Genomic DNA, 18614 nt, shown 5'->3' on the forward strand with positions numbered 1-18614 from the left:
GTGTTATATTTGCGCATCAGCCGAAGAATCCGTTTATGGTTGATCGGGAAACCGAGGGTAGCGAACACCTCCATGTACAGCCTCCGATAACCGACTTTGCCTTTGTGGCTATCATGGATTTTCTTGAGGAGTGTCGCATCTAGATAATCATGCTCTTCCCGAAGGGAATCCGCCTCGGCACGGTTCAACCAAGCGTAATAGCCACTGCGGCTCACTCCGGCAATCTCACATAGTGGGCAGACGAGATTCTTAAACTGTGCGATGCGGATGACGGTGTTGATGGCCTGATATTTCTCTGCTGGTGTCAGTTCGTACGTTTCGCCTGCCCCTCTAACTGCTCTAGCTTTTTTAAGAGCTCGTTCTCTGCCGTCAGGTATTTGATCCGTGCCTCTGCCTTCGCCAACCGTCTCTCCATCGACTCGTCTGTCTTCGAGCGTCCGCCTCCCAGAGCCTTTCCACGTTTGTCGTTCCGAAGACCCTCCTCTCTGTCATTTCGGAACGTTTGACGCCAGCGAATCAACGCGGAATGCGCTTTTCGTTTCCCGATCACCGTCAGGTCGAATCCAGCCTCCGTGAAGATTTGTTGAGGTCCTTTTCCTTCAATATTCTCACGTACAGCTTTGACCTTGAACTCGGCCGTGTACTGGATTGAACGTTCTGATACGGAAGCGACGTTCGGATTTTCTTCGAGCTGGTTGATTTGAGTCATAGTGAAGGTGATTTTACTCATGGTTGTTTCTCCCGTCTGAATGAATAGGTTCATTATAGCGATTCGTATGCACACGAAAAACCCCGAATGATACACTTTTTTATAAGTGTTTATCATTCGGGGTTCAGTTCATAATCGGATTAAGTCATTTTTTGATTTATTTTGAATGAGAATAGCTTGGTTATATTTTTAATATGAGTACAAAAACTTGATCTGACATTTGTTGAAAGACTTTATACATTAATAAATAAGAAAAAGTAGATGTAATAGGTTGTATATGTTCTACTATAAACTTCTTTCTACAATATCAGCTGATAATAAAATGAAGGGAAGATGTTAATTTATGCTTATCGGTAAACGGTTAGAAGAACAAGAAATTAAATTTATTCTACATGACATCAAAGAAAATAAGAAGTTAAAAAATCTAATTGAAGAAATGAATCATAAACAAAAATTTGAATTTAATCCTCAAGAAGTAAAAGTCATTCAAGCAATTGAGTTTGATGCGAAAAAAGAAGAAGATGTTGTAACTGCAAAATCGATTTATTTTGAAGTAGCCAGCAATGTAAAGATTCGTTATATTACTCGATATCGAAATAATGATTTATCGACTCAAAATGACTTTTTTGTAGGTGAATATTATAACGAAGATAATGATGAAGTTACATTGAATAATTATACTGCTCGAAGCGAAAATTATATTAAGTTTTCAGAATCGACTTTTGATCAAGAATTAATCGCCTTGTATAAAGAAAAAAATGATAAAGAAGAAAGTGAGTTTCCTTTTTATCAAGATTATGTACCTGGAATGTTAAATGGAGATGTAGAGGCAAATGGTGTTTTTGATGGCTGTTTAGCTGGAGGTTATATTTGGTGTGGTCAAGCTTGTGGTGGTTCGTCAGCTTGTACTTCAACTAAAAAAGGAATCAATGGACTAGATAATTGCTGTAAAACACATGATTGCTGTTATACAAAACGAGGTGTAAGTTACCCTAACTGTTACTGTGATCAAAGATTATGTGACTGTGCTCAAGCAGCAGGTAAAACATTTAATACACCTGTAGTAGAAGCAGTAATGTGCTTTGTTTGCTAATAAAAAAAAGGAGAAGGAGATAAAAAAATGGAAAAGAATAAAAATGATGTAGAGGCTTTAGTATCAAGTAACGGAATTTCTATCGCTATTGGAGATAGAGTGGTCAATGGAACAAAAATGAATTTTACAAACGGTCTGGCACGAATCTCTGCTAAGAATACAAGTTCAAATGCAGTAATGGGTGTTCATATTGTAGACGTGGCAGGATTCGATGAACCAGTTAAAGAGTGGTTTTTGCAGCCAGGGCAATCGTTAAATCAGTCAAATATTAAAGTTAAAAAGGATTATTTGTATCTTCGATTGACAAGTTACAGTCAAAATGCGACAGGTCATGCTACATTGACTAAACTGTAAAAAATAAAAATTTCTCAAATTAATTAATCGAATGAATATAAATATAAATCCTAGTATTAGTGGTCATCTAATGTACTAGGATTTATATTTAATAAAATATTACAGGATTCCTAAAAATCCTAAAATTGATAATACAAATAGAAGTAAAAGAATACCCATTGCTATAAAAGCAAGATTTTTTCCGATACCTTTTTTACTAAACATAGCAGTTAATAAAGCTAACAGCATACCACCAATTAAATAATTTGTTCCCCAAAATCCGTTGACTGGAAGTACGCTAAATGTAATTAAAGTAAAAATAATTATCCCAATAGAAATCCACCCAAGATTTTTTGTCATGATGAAACCTCCTTTTATTACTAAATTAATTTTAGTATTTAGTATATAGTAACACATAAGTGTAAAAATAAAGGTTATACTATTTGAATTATTTAAGAAGATGATTATTTTTTACTAATTAATATTTCTTATGAATAGGACTAAAATATCGATATTCCATAAAAAAAGAATTTCGTGAAATGGTGCTTCTTTAAAAATTTTGATTAATGAGTAGAGTAAAAAAACCTTTAATTTACTAACACGACAATTTTATATAAATCCCAAATTTAGATTTTTTCGAAACACTTTTAAAATGTAGTAACTAAACTGAACTTTAGAGTTTAGAAAAAGTATTTGAATTGATTTAAGCTGCCATTAAGATGACTTCGGTATTGTACCGGAGTCATCTTTTGTCGTTTCCATTATTTTCGTTCGTTACTGTAATAATCAATAGATGCAACAATCATAGTTATACTTCATCGAGATTAGCTACTAATTACTAATCGAAACATCTTTAAAGCACCCAAAGAATACTTGGATCAGGACATTATTCAGTCAGTTTTCTGTATGCGACATGTATATAAACATTCCAACTCATGAATGAGTGATTAATAAGCAGGATAGGTATTTGAACTTCATTGGAATGTATTATGAATTGCGAGTAGCATATATTCTCGTGTAGTCATTCTACGAGTATATTCCTTGTATGATGCAGGTTTCATATAAAAGTTTGTAGATTCATAATATGCCATCATTTCAAGGGTGCGGAATCTTTCAAATAAGAGAGATAAACTACTTGGATAAAGTCAATACGAAGATAAGTGTTGTCTATAGCAAATATCTTACTATTTCTCTGACCGAGCTGATGGTTTGAGTCGTTTGATCCACTCTCAGTGTTATATGTCGCTATAGACATTTTATGCAAAATGCTCTGCCTACGGATCTTCATCGCATTCTTCAAGCAAGGAGAAATATGCCAGTGCCAAATAATTCTTGCGATTGACCTTAATGAGCATATACAGAGCCTTGGCAATCGGTTAAATGATTGCCTTCGTAAAAAATATAATGGTCATATAGTGATCACACGTCATTATTTTAAATTCTTCATTTCTCTTTTAAAACCATAAATTTGTTCTTTGCTGTAAGGTACTTAGTTCGTACTTCAGATTTCCCAAGGCTTCATCCGATGGAAGCTTCCTTTTTCGGTTAACGTCAAAGTTGAATCTTTCACATTTATCATTAAAACTCTTTTATCCATATATAAATTGTAGTGAACCATACTTTCACTACTTCGTTTGTTGTTTACTTAGCAATCATGTTACAGGGTAAAGAACAAATTGTATCGGCGCTTACCAACTGGATTCGAAAGTATCGCTCGAATTTTAAATTCTCCTTTGAAAACTTGCGATCTGATATGAAGGCGATGTGGAAAGTTGTTTGCGTTGATCTGTATTAATGATAAATCTGTTCATGGATAGTTCTCCTATTTAAACTGAGTAACTATAATATATCGATAACTTTAACTAACGTTTTAATTAAGGGGCCACTGCTTATTGATTAGTTTAACTTTACAGCTGATGTGTCACTTTTTACTTTTTGAGAGCTTAAATAATAAATTGAAGAAGATGATTATTTCTGCGAAGAATTTATTAACAAAAATTTTCATATCATAAAAAACATAAATAAAATAAAAATACATAATTATTTAATTTAATTCCAATAAAAAGTTGTTATAAGGCTTCTTAATACCTCTTTATAGGTTATTAAAGGCAATTTATGGAGGTTATTAATTGGCTAAAAAAGATTATGTGTCACCAAGTGTGTTGTCTGTAGGAATCGAAACAAAATGGCAAAAAGGATTCTACGGAGAAGGAATAGTCATTGCAGTTTTAGATACCGGTTGTGACGTGATGAACTTAGATCTGAAAGACAGAATGATTGATGGATATAATTTCACCGAAGAGTTCAATGGAGATACAAATAATTATGGAGATACAAATGGTCATGGATCACATGTAGCTGGAATAATTGCAGGATCTAACAATAATTATGGCATTCAAGGTATTGCTCCCAAAGTATCTTTACTGATAGTAAAGGTGTTAAATGGTAGTGGAAAAGGTTCACTTGAACTTCTTTCTGAAGGACTAAAATATGCAATGAATTGGCGAGGTGATAATAATGAACGTGTCAAGATTATTTCTCTATCATTAGGAGTTCGAAAGTACGATAAAAAGCTACATGATCTTATCAAACAAGTTGATAAAAAAGGAATAACTGTTGTTGCAGCAGCTGGAAACGATGGTGATGGAGATTTGACTACGATGGAATATCGATATCCTGCTTCTTTTAAAGAAGTGATTTCAGTTGGTGCAATTGATGAATCAATTAAAAATATAGCTGATTTTTCAAATTCAAATGAATATGTAGATGTATATGCTCCAGGAGTAAATATCTATTCGAACTCTTTGAATAATGAATTTATCGAAATGAGTGGTACTTCAATGGCAGTTCCTTTTGTAGCTGGATCTTTAGCAATTTTAATTGAGGAATATGAGAAAAAAGCTACTAGATCTATTTCTACAAAAGAAGTATTCGAAATTTTGATGAGTCACACAACTATAGAGTTTATCGAGAAGACAATGATTAAATCTTTAAATTTAGAAAAGTAATAAATTGGAGGTGGCTTTGTGAAAGAGACAAGTGAGTTGATTTTAAAATGCTTTTGTGAAAGTCGAAAAACACAAGCTTTTTTCTCAAAATGCTTAAGTGAAAATTTAAGCGAAACTGAAAGAAGTTTCATTATTGAGCTCATAAAAGATTCAAGTAACTTATCTGAAAAGATTAGCAACTACTGTAAAGAATAATATTTTTTCGTTAATATGAGAACATACGTTTTTATTTCTTTGGGGGAAACTATGGATAAAGATAGATTAAACGATTTAGATGAGAAAATAGGTGAATTTTTTGATGCTAATCAAGAGTTTTTAAATAACAAAATTATTAAAAATTTTTTGAATAACATCGAAAATCAAGAGCTTTTACTAAATGTTATTGAGAATCCAAATGAGAATAATAAAAATAAAATTGATGAATCGTTCAAAAAATTTTATTTTAACGTTCGATTTATCTCATTTATATCTCAGACTATATACTTTAGTGCAATTAATTTTGATAAGAAAATAAGACTTGTAAATAGTAGATTTCCGTTGATCGCTGATTCTAATTTAAAAGAAGATGATCAATTATCAATTAAAGATTTAATAGTTGATGATAAGGCCCATATCGATATTGAACAAATAATAAATGATGAGAATTTAGAAAAATATGTCGGAGACGAGAAATTACTACAGGCAATTCTTCTACTAACAGAAACTCAAAAAAAAAATCATTAGTTTATCCTACATTGATGGACTATCAGATACTGAAATCGCTAGAAAGCTCAACAAGTCTCAGCAGACTGTATCAAAAACTAGAAAAAAAGCGCTAGAAAACATACATTCTCATTTAAATTTAGTTGAAAGGAGAACACTTGAATGACGGTAATTGAGTTACCACAATGGATTTCAATACTTGGAAATTTTGGATTTCCTATAGTGATTACTATGTATCTATTCATGAGATTTGAAAAGAAAATTGAAAATCTTGAAGTCGTAATTAGTCAACTATCAAGCGTAATACAGACGCATAAAAAGGATTGATTAAAATGGATCTATACGAATTAGTATCGAAATCAAAAAATGATGATCTTGCTCTTGAAAAAATCATTACTATGTTTGAACCCAAAATAAAAAAATCTTTGTCACTCACGACAAATCAGAATAAAGATGATCTCTCACAAGAACTGAAGTATAAATTAATAACCTCGATTAAACAGTACGATGTAAATTCAACTCCAGGATTTTGGGAGATTTATAATAAATCAAAAAAAGAAGTAGTTTAATTAAAAAGGAGAAAAATAAAAATGAAAATTACAGTATATACATCTGAAAATTGTACGTTTTGTAAATTGCAAAAGGAATTTATGTTAGAGAAAGGATTAAATTACACTAATGTCAACATTTATGAGAGTAAAGAAAAGTTTGATGCATTTAAATCAGAGGATGGAATAGGTACTCCATTAACGATTGTTGAAAAAGACAATGGTGAGAAAGTAAAAATTCATGGATTTAATTTATTAGAAATCGAAAAGCAATTACAGCTGAGCGATAATAATTAATTTTCATACTTCGTGTAAGAAAAATCATGAAGGAGTTTCAGATTGAACTTTAGGTACTATATGAAATTGATGTGTGCTCGTTGATTATGATTTTATAAAATGATTCTGATTTTGTATAGAAATCATTTTAATTTTATAATTCATGTTTAGAGTTCCTATAAAAATGAGCTTCAAATAAGTCGTTCTCAAGAAAAAAATGTAAGTTCAATAAAAGCACCCTTGACGTTTCAAGCTGATATGAGATGGCTTCGGTATTGTACCGGAGTCATCTTTTGTAGTTTCCATTGTATTGTAATAATCAATGTAAGCATCGACCATGGCACAAACCTCATCGAGGTCAGATACTAATTTATAATCGACATAATCTTTCAAGTGCCCAAAGAACGACTTCATCTGGGTATTATCCAGGCAGTTTTTCTCTACGAGATATGGATTGAAGCATTCCCATCTTAACTTATACGTGTTTGATAAGCAGAATGCGTATAATGGAATCCTTGATTGGAAGGTATCATGGCTTCTAGCGAACATTCGCTTGGAGTCGTTCTGCGAATTTATTCGTTGTATGAAGGGCGGGTTCCGTATGGAAGCTTGTAGATACATGATGTGCCATCATTCCACGTCGCTCACTCCATAAATGCGATATATCTTCCACCACCGTTTTAACGCTTAGTTCTTCGTTTGCTTACCAATCATGCCCAGGCCAAAGCCGCTTTCCTCAAAGGTTTGTATCGGTCGCTTAACAGCTAAATTCTCCTTTATATTGAATTGCACGATCTAATACAGAGGCTATGTGAAGATCCATTTCAAGTTGTCTGGTTTGATCTGGATTAAAGTCGCGTTTGCTCATGAATAGTTCTCGCATCTAAATTGAATAGGCACAGTATATAGATACCTTTAAACACGACGAATTGTAATATTAAGTGCAACACCTAACTGAAAACACAAAAAACCCCATAACGGCCTCGTGTAGAATAGAGTTACCACACAAAATTCAACGGAGGATTCGTTATGAGCTATGTTCATCTTACCACATCAGAAAGAGTCAAAATAGAGACATATCTCGAGCTAGATTTTTCTATCCGAAAGATTGCTGGACGCCTAGGGCGTCAAACTTCTACGATTTCACGAGAATTGAAACGAAATCCTCACTATGACTCTTCCCATGCCGACAAGCGTTATGTGGAGCGGAAGAAGAAGTGCGGTGCACGGACGAAGTTTACGATCGAAAAAGGAGTCCGCATCCTCGAAAAGTTACGAGAGACCTGGTCCCCTGAACAGATTGCCGGACGATTATTCCAAGACGAAGGACTCTCGTTCAAGACCATTTATCGTTGGATTTATATGGGCCTCGTCGAGGCCGATTTTGGACTCCTCCGACAAAAAGGAAAGCGTCAGAAACCACGTGAGACGCGTGGACGCTTCAACGTCGGACTGCCGATCAGTAAACGTCCGGCTGACGTCAAAGCGCGCCAAACGTTCGGACATTGGGAGTTGGATACTGTTGTCTCGGGTAGAGGGAAATCTAAAGCCTGTGTCGCAACGTTCGTCGAGCGAAAGAGCCGCTTCTATCTCGCTGTACCGATGGAAGATCGGTCCGCTCAATCGATGGAGTCTGCGATTCAAGCATTGCATCTTTACTTCCCGTTGGGAACGTTCCAAACTGCGACGACAGATCGTGGAAAAGAGTTTAGTTGTCATGAACGAATTCGTGACACGTTAGGCGTACCGATGTATTTTGCGGATCCGTATTCTTCTTGGCAGCGTGGGAGTAACGAGAACGCCAATGGTCTTCTCCGTGAATTTTTCCCGAAGGGGACAGATTTCGGAAAGGTCAGTCGTGCTGAACTCGCTCAAGCGCTCGCCTGGATCAATGGGAGACCGCGAAAATGTCTCAACTGGAAAACTGCATACGAGGTCTTCACAGAAGAAGTGTTGCACTTAATTTGACAAACCGTCATAAGATAAAAATTAAAAGCATAGAAAACTAGAAGCTAACTTATTGGTTGCTAAATAACTAATCAAATGTCTAATGATTTCATTTTTACGGAATCATTAGACATTTTTGTAAACGCTTAATAAAAAACGGAATTAAAAAAATCTAGTTCTTTTGAACTTATTTTAAAAAAACTAACTAAATTAGGTATTTTATTAAATGTTTAAAAATGCTTACAGTCGCAATGAAAGTGAGAATCGCTAAAATTTCAAACAAAATAAGTTGAATTAAGGATTAGTATAGGACGTATTTACCAATTCCATTTAAATGGGTATTATTCCATTTTTGGTTTGTTAACATGGACATATTCAATTCGTTGTGAAACATTAGACGTAATTTTTCGCATATGAAATGAAAATATATTTTAAAAGGTGGATGTAAAAAATGACTGAAAAAGAAATCATGCTTATGAATGCAACATGTGGTGAAGGAATGAAATCGTTGGATACTGAAAAGATGTCTGAGATCTATGGTGCTTCAGATGTAGATCCGCGTTGGACTCCAGTAATTTCTCTTGTAGCTCGTTCAATTGTAAAAAGCACAAAAGCTTGTATTGGTGCAGGAGCATCTGCCATCAGTGGAATTGTAAGTCACAATAAAGATTGCTTAGGATAAAACTAAAACTAATAATACTTGGAGGTTCTGATGGAAAACCTTAAAAGTCTTGATGCTGTAGGAACAAGCCTTAAAGAATTGTCTGAAGAAGAGATGAATGAAATTTTTGGTGGATCTACTGATGTAGATGTTAGGTCATCACTGGTTTGTTCTGCTTTACTTTCTTTTGTCGGCAGTTACTTAGCTTCTGCAGGATTGAAGTGCGGAAAAGATAATAAAAAATAAGAATAGCGTGGGCGACTTCGGTCGCTCACTTCTGAGTTTTTAATTTTGAGATTAGAATGGAGGCACTAAAATGAAAAATCTTTTTAAAGCTTTAACTATCAAAGAAAGGTATGAAATCTTACAAAGAACGAATATCTCGAATGTTCATCCATCATTGTTAAAGTGGAGACAAGAGATGTCTATCATTTCTGAGAATACATTCAACGAAATGCTGAAAACAAAGAGTTTAAACAAAAATATTTTTTCTCATGCGATTTGTTATCAACCAGAATTTGAATTGCAAGAAAAATATCAAAAAGTTGCTGCTGAATCAGACTGGTATAAATTTTACGATCGTGGGATAAAGAATATTTTAGATTCAAATGAAACATATGATAATTTTTCGAATGTAATCCGTCCATTTATAGAAAATATTAAAATTGATTTAAAACAACTATTTTTTAGAGATTCCTCAAAAAATATTTTTTCTACACCTGTTTTCGAACAGGTAATTCTATACATAACAAATGAGTTATCGGAAATTGTTCATAAAACACTTGTATTAGAGTTGAACCTTGAAAAAGAGCAAGGCTTATTAATTGGAGAATCACCTGAAGAGCGTTATATGCATTTTGTTAAATCTTTCGATCAAATAAAAAAATTGAATGCATTTTTCGATAAGTACATGGTTATTACAAGATTATTATCTTCGCGCTCACTATTCTTTATTGACCATGTTAATGAATTAGTGAACCGTATTGTCGAAGATCAAAAAGAATTAATGTGCGAATTTCGAACAGGAGATTTAAAAATTATTGGGATGAAGTTTGGTGAAGGGGACACACACCAAGAGGGAAGAACTGTAACAGTGTTAGAATTATTAGATTCAACAAAAATTGTTTATAAGCCTAAAGATTTGAAAGTGAATAAAGTATTTAATGATTTCATAAATTATATGAATGGATTAAATTACCCTAACTTTAAAAGTCTAAAGACATTGCCTACGTTAAATAAATATACATACTCGTATGAGTTATTTATAGAGCAAAAATATTGCGAATCTATAGAAGAAATTGAAGATTTTTATCATCGTTTTGGACAGCTTATGGCAATTTTCCAGATTTTAAATGGAACAGATATTCACATGGAGAATCTGATTTCGCATGGTTCGCATCCAGTCATTATTGATCTAGAAACATTAATTCAAAGACAAAATCCTTTATTCGGTCAAGAAGAAGAACTGACACTTAAAGAAATTAGAGATCGCAATTTTAAAAATGTAACGAGAACACTGTTCTTACCAACGAATGGACTAAAAACTGAAAAACTAGATTTAAGTGCATTAAATGGAAGAGAAAGCAAGTTAGATTATAAGGTCTTACAGCCAGTAAATCAGGGAACTGACGAAATGCGATATGAATATAAAGAGTTTATTTTAAAAGGATCAAAAAATTTACCGACTCTTGAAAATGACATTGTAGAAATAGACTATAAACATTATAAAAATCAAATACTAACTGGTTTTCAAACAGTGTATGAAATGATTATAAAAAATAAAGCTGAACTCTTAAACTCTAAAGTATTAGAGAAGTTCAAAAATTTAAAAGTAAGAGTTCTTTTTAGAGACACAAACCAGTATGCCACTATTCTGATGCACATGCAGCATCCTCAAATGCTGATGGATATGTTGGATAGAGAAAAAGCACTCGAAAACATGTGGGTATTTCCATATGCCGATAAATCAATTATTGATTCAGAAACTCGCGATATGATTTTTAACGATATTCCAGTATTTTTTAATGTTACTAATTCTCTTCATATTGAAGGGAATAAAAGCATGATGATTGAGAACTATTATGACTATACGCCCTATGAATATCTTTTAACTACTTTCAATGAAGTGTCTGAAAGCGAATTGCAGCATCAACTTTCAGTCATACAATTACACTTCGGTGATTTCTCAAGTGTTAGAAAAAAAGAATTATCTGCGCTAGAGACAATTTCTGAACCGTTTTCGAAATTATCATTTGAGTGGAATGAACAGATCGTATTGAATGAAATTTATGAAATTGCAGATAGCATAATTGAAAAAGCAATTGATTTGGACCATGTAAGCTGGATTATTCCGAGTAATCAATCAGATGATGATGTTTGGTCGCTGGCTCCGAGTTCGGATGATTTTTATAATGGCTCCTCTGGAATTTTACTGTTTTATTATCACTTATATAATCAAACAGGTATCAAAAAGTACAAAGAGTTTTACCAAAAACTATTGGCGCAATGTAACCCAGAATTAGTATTTGATTATAAGCTTGGACTATCGGGTTATCCAGCCTATCTGCACGCATTTTCGTATATGAATGATTTCAAAGATGACAATGCTAAGATTTTAAAATTAATTATTCAATACTGTTCTAAAATAGAAGAAATTTTGAATGATAAGAGCAATTCAATTGTTGAATTAGATTATCTTAACGGAATTACTAGCCTAATTGGAAGTTTGATACGTCTTTATGAACATACAAAAATGTCAAGAGTATTAGAGTTAGCGATAAAGTGTGGTGATTTCTTAGTGAATAAAAACGTCCCAATCAAAGATCCGAGTTTTGGTCATGGCGAGTTTGGAAAAATTGTAATTATTAAGAGATTATTTAATTTGACTCAAATCAAAAAATACAATGACTTTGCTAACTCACTTCTTTCTAATATTGATATTCCGGAAAGTCTACAATCTAGCAAAAGTCTTCATTGGTGCACAGGTTGTTTAGGGATCGATATGACAAAAAATGAAGTGTTTGACCAAGAAATGCAGGGGCATAAAGTATTTGTAAACAACTACAATCGGTTAGAAAATAAAACATTAATGAATAATGATTCAATTTGTCATGGGAATATGAGTCTCGTAGAATATTTCTTGACGTCATCAGATACGTTTGAAAAAGGTAGAAGTATTGGCATGGCGGTTATAAAGCTTAAAAATAATAATAGCGAGTATAAGTTAATGCATAATAGCAATTTTGAAGACATTAGTTTATTTACTGGAACTTCTGGCATAGGGTACCAACTTTTAAGACTGATTAACCCAGATGAAGTACCAAGCATTTTGAGTTGAAGGAGGACAAAATCATGTTAAAAAAAATATTTGTCTATGTTGGTTCACGAAATAAAGATTCACGAATATTTGATTTGACAAACCAAATTATTTCTCGATTTAAAAATCTTTGTTCTAAAGAAATTGAGCTTCAGATTGATATATATTCGCCGTTAAACACTCAATTAAATCCTTCTACAGGGTGTAGGCAGTGTTTTAATCTTGGCAAGTGTCCAAGTGAATTAAAAGATAAACCTGACGATGGAGAAATGATAAAAAGAAAAATGAAAGAAGCTGATTATATAGTTTTGGCGAGTCCTGTATATTCACACAATGTTTCTTCGGATATGAAAGTTTTAATCGATCGCTTATCATATTGGGCGCATCTATATACGCTCGTAAAAAAAGCTGGGATTGTAATTTCAACAGCTGAAAGTAATGGAGCAACATTCGTTACAGATTATCTGGAGAAAACGTTAAGTTTTATGGGGGCGTCAGTTATTCACAAAACAAATTTTATTAAAACAGAAAGTTTTTTAGCTGATACTTATGTAGAAGAGACTGTCGATTCAATGTTGCATGTTCTTGATTCTAGTTATAAATTTACTCCGACTGATTATCAAGAAACTACATTCAATACATTGAAAATTATTTTGAGTCAATATGAACAACAACATTTTGAACATAAATATTGGGTTGAAAATCATTTATTTGATTGCGACACGCTTGAGGAGTACTTTGAATCGTATGCTTAAATCTAAGTATCTACTCTTACATCCGATAACACTAAGTTTAATAATGGTCATTGTGTGTACATTCTTTTACAAGTATCAAAACGATTTTTTGTATCTTTTGATACTTCAATTATTACTCCTTATGATGGTTGTTATCGCTATTCATGAAATAGGTCACTTAGTAGCGGGATTGATACAACATGCTCAATTGCATTTCTTAACATGGTGGTTCTTGATAGCAATTCAAGTGAATGGAAAAATAAAAATTATGATAAACGAAAATGTATTTTTAGCGCTAGGGACAACAAAAATGTACTTTAAATCTAGAAAAGATATAAAAAATCTTAAAAGAAAGCTGTTATTAAACTATATTGGAGGTCCTTTAATTAACTTAGTTGTTGCAGTGATTATGTTAAGTTATCGAGCAATTGAGCCTAATACTCAACTTACCTCTAGTGACTCTTATTCTTATTTTTTAATCCTGAATTTAATAATAGGGATAATCACACTTATACCGGTAGAAGGTACTGATGGAGGAGAAATTGTTTCTCTAATGAAGAAAAGTAATGCTGAAGTAGTAGATGACTATACTGTACAGTACCTCTATTATAAGGCGATAGAAGATATTCAAGAAGATGAGTTTCTTTGGTTAGAAAAAAAAGTAACTGCAGCATCTAATGATGATGAGGTATTCTCAATTGCAATTTTAAAGGCTCATTATCACATAAATAAAAAAAATTATAATGAGGCAAGTACTTCATTAATATTTGCTCAAAAAATTGTTTCTTCGGAAATACAACAAAAAATACTAGGTTTTTATAATTCATTAATAAAAAGCCTGATTCAAAAAGAAATGAGCGAAGAATACATTGAACAGTTAAAAGAAATAAACTTTTGGTATGGAAAATGCATGTATAGTATTTCACTAAACATACTCAAACAAAATAGTAGTGACTATAAAAAAATTTGCATTTCAAAAAATGAAATTTACAAAGAAATGGTTGATCCTCATCAACAAATGATTCTATTAAAAGCGCTTAATTTATAATCAAAAAGGAGTATCGGCATGAAAAAAGTTAAATTTATTCAACAAATGGAATTTAGTGAATGTGGTTTAGCTTGTGTCGCCATGATACTCAATTATCATGATTATCAAATAACACTAAATGAAATACGCGATGAGTTTCCTAGTCCACGTGGTGGTTATTCGTTTCTGAACTTAACACAAATTGCAGATAATAAAAAAATGATGAGTCGAGCTGTTCAAATAGATGAAAGTGGTGTTGAAAATTTGATTTTACCCGCCATACTTCACTGGGAAGGAAACCATTTCGTAATTTTAGAAAAAATACGTAATGATATTTTCCATATTGTAGATCCTGCAAAAGGACGTATGAGGTTAAAAAAAATAGACTTCATAACTAAAATGAGTGGATTTGCTATCATGTTTTCGCCCTCGTCAACGTTCCAAAAAAGGTCAATTGAAGAATCGAATATATTATTTCATTATTTCAGCAAACACAAAAAGACAGTATTCCATTTGTTAGCACTGACAATCCTTCTTCAAATAGTATTATTAACTATCCCTTTAGTCACTAAATGGACTACTGATCATTTACTAATCAACAAAGAAGAGCCCCTAATGAATGTTGTCGGTATTACGATACTAGGGATATTCATTACTTATTTATTCTTTACAGGGGTAAGGTCGTTTATTTTAGCAAAGGCTGAGACAAGTATTGATAAATCAATTATGACTGATTTCATGAATACATTGGTTAGATTACCTCATTCCTTTTTTGATAATCGATCCAATGGAGATATCTTATTTCGAGCAAACTCTAATTTTTACATAAGAGATATTCTTTCGACTACGTTTATATCTATAATCATTGATGCCATGTTGATCATCACTTACTTTTTCATTTTAATGACTTTCTCAAAGATACTGGCAGTTATTTTACTGTTACTGTCTATCATCCTGATGACAAGCCTATTTTTCAATTCAAAAATCGTAAGAAAACTAGTAGACACTAGTATACGAGATAAAGTTAAGGTTCAATCACAGGTTACTGAAATCGTTCACAATGCTATGGATATTAAAGTGTTAGGGATTGAAGAAGAACTCTTGGGTAAGTGGAGTATAAATTACGATACACAATTAAAAAGTAGTCAAAGATTAAACATTTGGGAAGGTATTGTGTATACTATCACATCTGGAATTCAAGTAATGATTCCGTTATTGATTTTATGGATGGGAACAATGCTTTATTTAAGAGGAGATATAACAGTTGGTACAGTCATTGCCTCTAGTTCAATCGCAGTATCGTTCATCTCACCAATCATTTCAATGAGTAACCACTATACACAGATAGTCTCTTTAAGAGCATACTTTACACGGTTAGTAGATGTAATAAAAACTAAGAAGGAACAAGAAACAAATCCAGGTTTAGTATACGAAGAGTTAAAAATGGGAAAGATTGAATTCAAAAATGTTTCGTTTTCTCATAATCAATTTGTAGAAAATACTATAAAAGATATCTCTTTCACAATAAAACCAGGAGAAACAGTCGCAATTGTAGGTCCTTCTGGATCTGGGAAAAGTACAATTGCTAAACTACTATTAGGTTTACATCGAGTGACTAAAGGTGAGATTTTGATTGATGATGTCGATATTGAGAAGTATCATCTTCCTACTTTAAGAAAGCAGATTGGATCAGTGCTACAAGAGGCAGAACTTTTTAATGGAACTTTCAAAGAAAATATTGGAATGGGTGCTGATGTAGAGGAGAGGGAAATTGAAGAAGCGGCTCAAATGGCAATGATCTATGATGACATCATAAAAACTCCATTAAAGTTTGAGACGATCATTTCCGAAGGTGGTGGTAATCTTTCAGGAGGACAAAGACAAAGATTGATTATCGCTCGAGCACTCTTAAAAAAGCCTAAGCTAATTGTTTTTGACGAGGCGACTAGCAGTCTTGATAATATCACCGAGCACTTAATAAAGGAAAACATTGAAAATTTAAAAGTAGGTAAACTAATCATTGCTCATCGATTAAATACAGTTCAAAGTGCTGATAAAATCGTTGTATTACATGAGGGAAGAATAGTTGAGAGTGGAACACACTCTGAATTGATTAACAATAGACAGCGATACTATAGACTATATTTGAAAATGGGGGAATCTGAACATGATGAAAAGAGTAACCATTCTGTCAGTCTTAGTAGGTAGTTTATATGGAATACCTTCTAACGTGTCTGCGGATGCTTTTAACAATAAAAATGAGAAAGTAATTATCTTCAAAGAAAGTGTTTCAAAAGAATCAATGCAACAAGTCATAAAAGACAAAGCATTAAAAGTTACTTATCAAATTCCTGAATTAAAATTAATAGTTGTTCAAGATTCGCACTCAAAATTAAGAGAAAGCAAATTTATTGAAAGTGTTTTTTCTTCTTCTTCATTAAAACCAATTGCCAGAGAAGAAAATCCATCATTAAATAAAGAAACATTTTCACTCTGGGAAGCTCAATGGGATATGAAGCAAATTACAGGAGACAAATTGAGCTACTCATTGCATCAGGCAAATAAGGGAACAGTAGTCGCTATAATTGATTCAGGTATAAATGATGAGCACCAGGATTTAAAAGATAGTGTGGTCAAAGGATCAAAGAATTTGGTTCCTGTCGGTGGATATAATGGAACCGAAAGTACCGAACTAGGAAATAAAAATGATTATAAAGATCGCATGGGACATGGTACAGGTGTCGCTGGTCAAATTTCGGCTAATGGAAAGTTACACGGAGTCGCTCCTGGAATTGGTATTCGTAGTTATCGCGTGTTTGGAGAAAAGTCTGCTAAGACAGAATGGATATTAAAAGCAATTATTGAGGCTGCAAACGATGATGCTGATGTAATTAATTTAAGTCTTGGCGAATATATGTTAGTTTCTGGTCAATACAAAGATGGAACAAATGATCTAAAAGAGTATAAAGCCTATAAAAAAGCTGTAGATTATGCATATAAAAAAGGCAGTATCGTGGTGGCTGCTGCAGGCAATGCTGGAGTGAACGTTAGAAATCAGAATGATATGAAAGAATTATTTACTTTGCTTGGAAATGATTTAGATGAATCATCAAAAAACAAAAAAGTAAAAATTTATGATATGCCTGCTCAATTATCGAAAGTAGTTTCTGTAGGATCTATTGGTCCGTTAAATACTCAATCTATATTTAGTAACTATGGTAGAAATTTTATTGACTATTACGCAGCAGGAGGGGACTTCAGTTACTTAAATCAATATGGACAAGAGAAATGGATGGAGGAAGGATGGTTTGAGAAAGAATTGATACTGACGACTGGTATGGATGGAGGCTACTACCAAGATGCTGGTGTATCTTATGCAGCTCCAAAAGTTTCTGGAGCGATAGCTTTGTTAATAAGTAAAGAAAAATTGAAAAATAAACCAAATAAAGCTTTAAATCAATTTAAGAAGCTGAATCAAAACAAGTATATTTATTTACCTAACGTATTAAAATAAAAACTTCATCGCACTATACCGTTAAAAAACGATATAGGAGTAGACTAACCTAAATTTTGATACAATATAAAACACCTTCGGAGTGGTACATTTTTAAAATGTACTGACATCGAAGGTGTTTTTGCATGAGAAAATATATCTATTTTCAATAGATACACTTATGTAGTTGGATAGTGATTCGAGAAAATGAGTAATTCAGTTCTGTTGAATGAACTATTCCAGAGCTCATTCCTTTTGAGCAGAATTCGTGAAAAAGTTTATTGGCGCTTTCATAATTCCTCAATTGCCATTAAGAATATAGAACTGCGGAGCATGTTGGAGTACCGAAGGATTCATGTATTTGCTCATGACAGCTTAGCCTCTTGCCACAATCCGTTATTATTGGTGGAAATATTCCTGGAGGGAGAACTTATCATTGATTATTCTGTGAGATCAAAGGAAGAATTATTGAATATGCTAGCAACGAAGAGTCAGGTCGATTACTAACGTGTCTACCGGTTGCGAAGGGAGATTTCATTTTCGTCCCGAGTGGAGCGATCCATGCTATCGAAAAGGGCTTCTTGATTCTCGAGACACAACAATCCTTTGACATGACCTATTGACTGTAAGACTTCGATCGAACGGATGAAGACGGACGAGCTCGTGAACTACATCTGGATAAAGCGGTGACCGTTACGTCCATCCCCGCAAGAAGATGTCATGCTTGAAGTGAAAGCGAAACAGATGAAGACTGCACAGATTAAGAG

General features: G+C 33.2%; 20 protein-coding genes. 16 read left to right on the top strand and 4 right to left on the bottom strand.

The window, feature by feature from the left end:
- A partial coding sequence (locus F8N00_RS02655; protein ID WP_421017749.1) for an IS3 family transposase occupies positions 1-215 on the bottom strand: 215 nt, incomplete at its 3' end.
- 89 nt (positions 216-304) lie between these two features.
- A complete protein-coding gene (locus F8N00_RS02660; protein ID WP_421017750.1) occupies positions 305-730 on the bottom strand; it encodes an HTH domain-containing protein in 426 nt (141 codons plus the stop codon).
- Positions 731-1052: 322 nt separating this feature from the next.
- Between F8N00_RS02660 and F8N00_RS02665 the strand changes: the two genes are divergently transcribed.
- Together F8N00_RS02665 and F8N00_RS02670 are read left to right on the top strand one after the other, a co-directional pair.
- A complete protein-coding gene (locus tag F8N00_RS02665; protein ID WP_055966276.1) occupies positions 1053-1802 on the top strand; it encodes a hypothetical protein in 750 nt (249 codons plus the stop codon).
- 27 nt (positions 1803-1829) lie between these two features.
- The gene (locus F8N00_RS02670) at positions 1830-2156 is read left to right on the top strand and encodes a hypothetical protein (protein WP_055966274.1); all 327 of its coding nucleotides are present in this window, start codon (positions 1830-1832) and stop codon (positions 2154-2156) included.
- A gap of 99 nt (positions 2157-2255) precedes the next feature.
- Here F8N00_RS02670 and F8N00_RS02675 read toward each other — a convergent pair whose 3' ends face one another.
- Positions 2256-2495 (bottom strand): hypothetical protein, encoded by a 240-nt coding sequence (locus tag F8N00_RS02675; RefSeq protein WP_055966271.1) that lies wholly within the window; start codon positions 2493-2495, stop codon positions 2256-2258.
- 1769 nt (positions 2496-4264) lie between these two features.
- On the opposite strand from F8N00_RS02675, the gene F8N00_RS02680 reads away from it, so the two are divergent.
- From F8N00_RS02680 to F8N00_RS02705, 6 genes are all read left to right on the top strand, one after another.
- Positions 4265-5143, top strand: a complete 879-nt coding sequence (locus tag F8N00_RS02680) for a S8 family peptidase (protein ID WP_214749161.1) — start codon at positions 4265-4267, stop codon at positions 5141-5143.
- 246 nt (positions 5144-5389) lie between these two features.
- On the top strand, positions 5390-5866 hold the full coding sequence (locus F8N00_RS02685; RefSeq protein ID WP_421017751.1) for a hypothetical protein: 477 nt from the start codon (positions 5390-5392) through the stop codon (positions 5864-5866).
- Between the two features lie 34 nt (positions 5867-5900).
- Entirely contained in the window at positions 5901-6011 is a 111-nt protein-coding gene (locus F8N00_RS02690) for a hypothetical protein (protein WP_421017763.1), read from the top strand.
- A complete protein-coding gene (locus tag F8N00_RS02695) occupies positions 6008-6172 on the top strand; it encodes a YvrJ family protein (RefSeq protein WP_075643114.1) in 165 nt (54 codons plus the stop codon). The genes F8N00_RS02690 and F8N00_RS02695 overlap by 4 nt, the downstream gene beginning before the upstream one ends.
- 5 nt (positions 6173-6177) lie before the next feature.
- A complete protein-coding gene (locus F8N00_RS02700; protein WP_055966263.1) occupies positions 6178-6414 on the top strand; it encodes a helix-turn-helix domain-containing protein in 237 nt (78 codons plus the stop codon).
- Positions 6415-6435: 21 nt separating this feature from the next.
- Positions 6436-6690, top strand: coding sequence for a glutaredoxin family protein (locus F8N00_RS02705; RefSeq protein WP_055966260.1), 255 nt, complete (start codon positions 6436-6438; stop codon positions 6688-6690).
- Positions 6691-6894: 204 nt separating this feature from the next.
- On the opposite strand, the gene F8N00_RS02710 is transcribed toward F8N00_RS02705, so the two are convergent.
- A complete protein-coding gene (locus tag F8N00_RS02710) occupies positions 6895-7290 on the bottom strand; it encodes an IS3 family transposase (protein WP_353048762.1) in 396 nt (131 codons plus the stop codon).
- Positions 7291-7698: 408 nt separating this feature from the next.
- Here F8N00_RS02710 and F8N00_RS02715 point away from each other — a divergent pair, with 408 nt between their 5' ends.
- From F8N00_RS02715 to F8N00_RS02750, 8 genes are all read left to right on the top strand, one after another.
- Positions 7699-8637, top strand: coding sequence for an IS30 family transposase (locus F8N00_RS02715; RefSeq protein ID WP_214749150.1), 939 nt, complete (start codon positions 7699-7701; stop codon positions 8635-8637).
- A 430-nt stretch (positions 8638-9067) separates the two neighbouring features.
- Complete coding sequence (locus tag F8N00_RS02720; RefSeq protein WP_230088609.1) at positions 9068-9298, top strand: mersacidin family lantibiotic; 231 nt, start codon at positions 9068-9070, stop codon at positions 9296-9298.
- Positions 9299-9328: 30 nt separating this feature from the next.
- Entirely contained in the window at positions 9329-9523 is a 195-nt protein-coding gene (locus tag F8N00_RS02725; RefSeq protein ID WP_055970079.1) for a lichenicidin A2 family type 2 lantibiotic, read from the top strand.
- A 70-nt stretch (positions 9524-9593) separates the two neighbouring features.
- Positions 9594-12614, top strand: a complete 3021-nt coding sequence (lanM, locus tag F8N00_RS02730; protein WP_214749147.1) for a type 2 lanthipeptide synthetase LanM — start codon at positions 9594-9596, stop codon at positions 12612-12614.
- Between the two features lie 14 nt (positions 12615-12628).
- On the top strand, positions 12629-13348 hold the full coding sequence (locus tag F8N00_RS02735) for a flavodoxin family protein (RefSeq protein ID WP_055970072.1): 720 nt from the start codon (positions 12629-12631) through the stop codon (positions 13346-13348).
- Positions 13341-14375 (top strand): hypothetical protein, encoded by a 1035-nt coding sequence (locus F8N00_RS02740; protein ID WP_421017752.1) that lies wholly within the window; start codon positions 13341-13343, stop codon positions 14373-14375. The genes F8N00_RS02735 and F8N00_RS02740 overlap by 8 nt, the downstream gene beginning before the upstream one ends.
- 18 nt (positions 14376-14393) lie before the next feature.
- Positions 14394-16562 carry a peptidase domain-containing ABC transporter gene (locus F8N00_RS02745; protein WP_421017753.1) on the top strand — a complete coding sequence of 723 codons (2169 nt, stop codon included), beginning with the start codon at positions 14394-14396 and terminating at the stop codon, positions 16560-16562.
- Entirely contained in the window at positions 16522-17868 is a 1347-nt protein-coding gene (locus F8N00_RS02750; RefSeq protein ID WP_421017754.1) for a S8 family peptidase, read from the top strand. The genes F8N00_RS02745 and F8N00_RS02750 overlap by 41 nt, the downstream gene beginning before the upstream one ends.
- Positions 17869-18614 lie beyond the last annotated feature (746 nt).

Origin of the sequence: Exiguobacterium sp. A1_3_1 (genome assembly GCF_048985645.1) — a bacterium.
Taxonomy (GTDB): Bacteria; Bacillota; Bacilli; order Exiguobacteriales; family Exiguobacteriaceae; genus Exiguobacterium_A; species Exiguobacterium_A indicum.

Bases quoted from the DNA above. Each gene is read 5' to 3' on its own strand.
- F8N00_RS02745 (WP_421017753.1), top strand. From the start codon at position 14,394: ATGAAAAAAGTTAAATTTATTCAACAAATGGAATTTAGTGAATGTGGT.
- F8N00_RS02715 (WP_214749150.1), top strand. From the start codon at position 7,699: ATGAGCTATGTTCATCTTACCACATCAGAAAGAGTCAAAATAGAGACA.
- F8N00_RS02705 (WP_055966260.1), top strand. From the start codon at position 6,436: ATGAAAATTACAGTATATACATCTGAAAATTGTACGTTTTGTAAATTG.
- F8N00_RS02720 (WP_230088609.1), top strand. From the start codon at position 9,068: ATGACTGAAAAAGAAATCATGCTTATGAATGCAACATGTGGTGAAGGA.
- F8N00_RS02675 (WP_055966271.1), bottom strand. From the start codon at position 2,495: ATGACAAAAAATCTTGGGTGGATTTCTATTGGGATAATTATTTTTACT.
- F8N00_RS02665 (WP_055966276.1), top strand. From the start codon at position 1,053: ATGCTTATCGGTAAACGGTTAGAAGAACAAGAAATTAAATTTATTCTA.
- F8N00_RS02695 (WP_075643114.1), top strand. From the start codon at position 6,008: ATGACGGTAATTGAGTTACCACAATGGATTTCAATACTTGGAAATTTT.
- F8N00_RS02700 (WP_055966263.1), top strand. From the start codon at position 6,178: ATGGATCTATACGAATTAGTATCGAAATCAAAAAATGATGATCTTGCT.
- F8N00_RS02670 (WP_055966274.1), top strand. From the start codon at position 1,830: ATGGAAAAGAATAAAAATGATGTAGAGGCTTTAGTATCAAGTAACGGA.
- F8N00_RS02740 (WP_421017752.1), top strand. From the start codon at position 13,341: ATGCTTAAATCTAAGTATCTACTCTTACATCCGATAACACTAAGTTTA.
- F8N00_RS02725 (WP_055970079.1), top strand. From the start codon at position 9,329: ATGGAAAACCTTAAAAGTCTTGATGCTGTAGGAACAAGCCTTAAAGAA.
- F8N00_RS02750 (WP_421017754.1), top strand. From the start codon at position 16,522: ATGATGAAAAGAGTAACCATTCTGTCAGTCTTAGTAGGTAGTTTATAT.
- F8N00_RS02685 (WP_421017751.1), top strand. From the start codon at position 5,390: ATGGATAAAGATAGATTAAACGATTTAGATGAGAAAATAGGTGAATTT.
- F8N00_RS02710 (WP_353048762.1), bottom strand. From the start codon at position 7,290: ATGTATCTACAAGCTTCCATACGGAACCCGCCCTTCATACAACGAATA.
- F8N00_RS02735 (WP_055970072.1), top strand. From the start codon at position 12,629: ATGTTAAAAAAAATATTTGTCTATGTTGGTTCACGAAATAAAGATTCA.
- lanM (WP_214749147.1), top strand. From the start codon at position 9,594: ATGAAAAATCTTTTTAAAGCTTTAACTATCAAAGAAAGGTATGAAATC.
- F8N00_RS02660 (WP_421017750.1), bottom strand. From the start codon at position 730: ATGAGTAAAATCACCTTCACTATGACTCAAATCAACCAGCTCGAAGAA.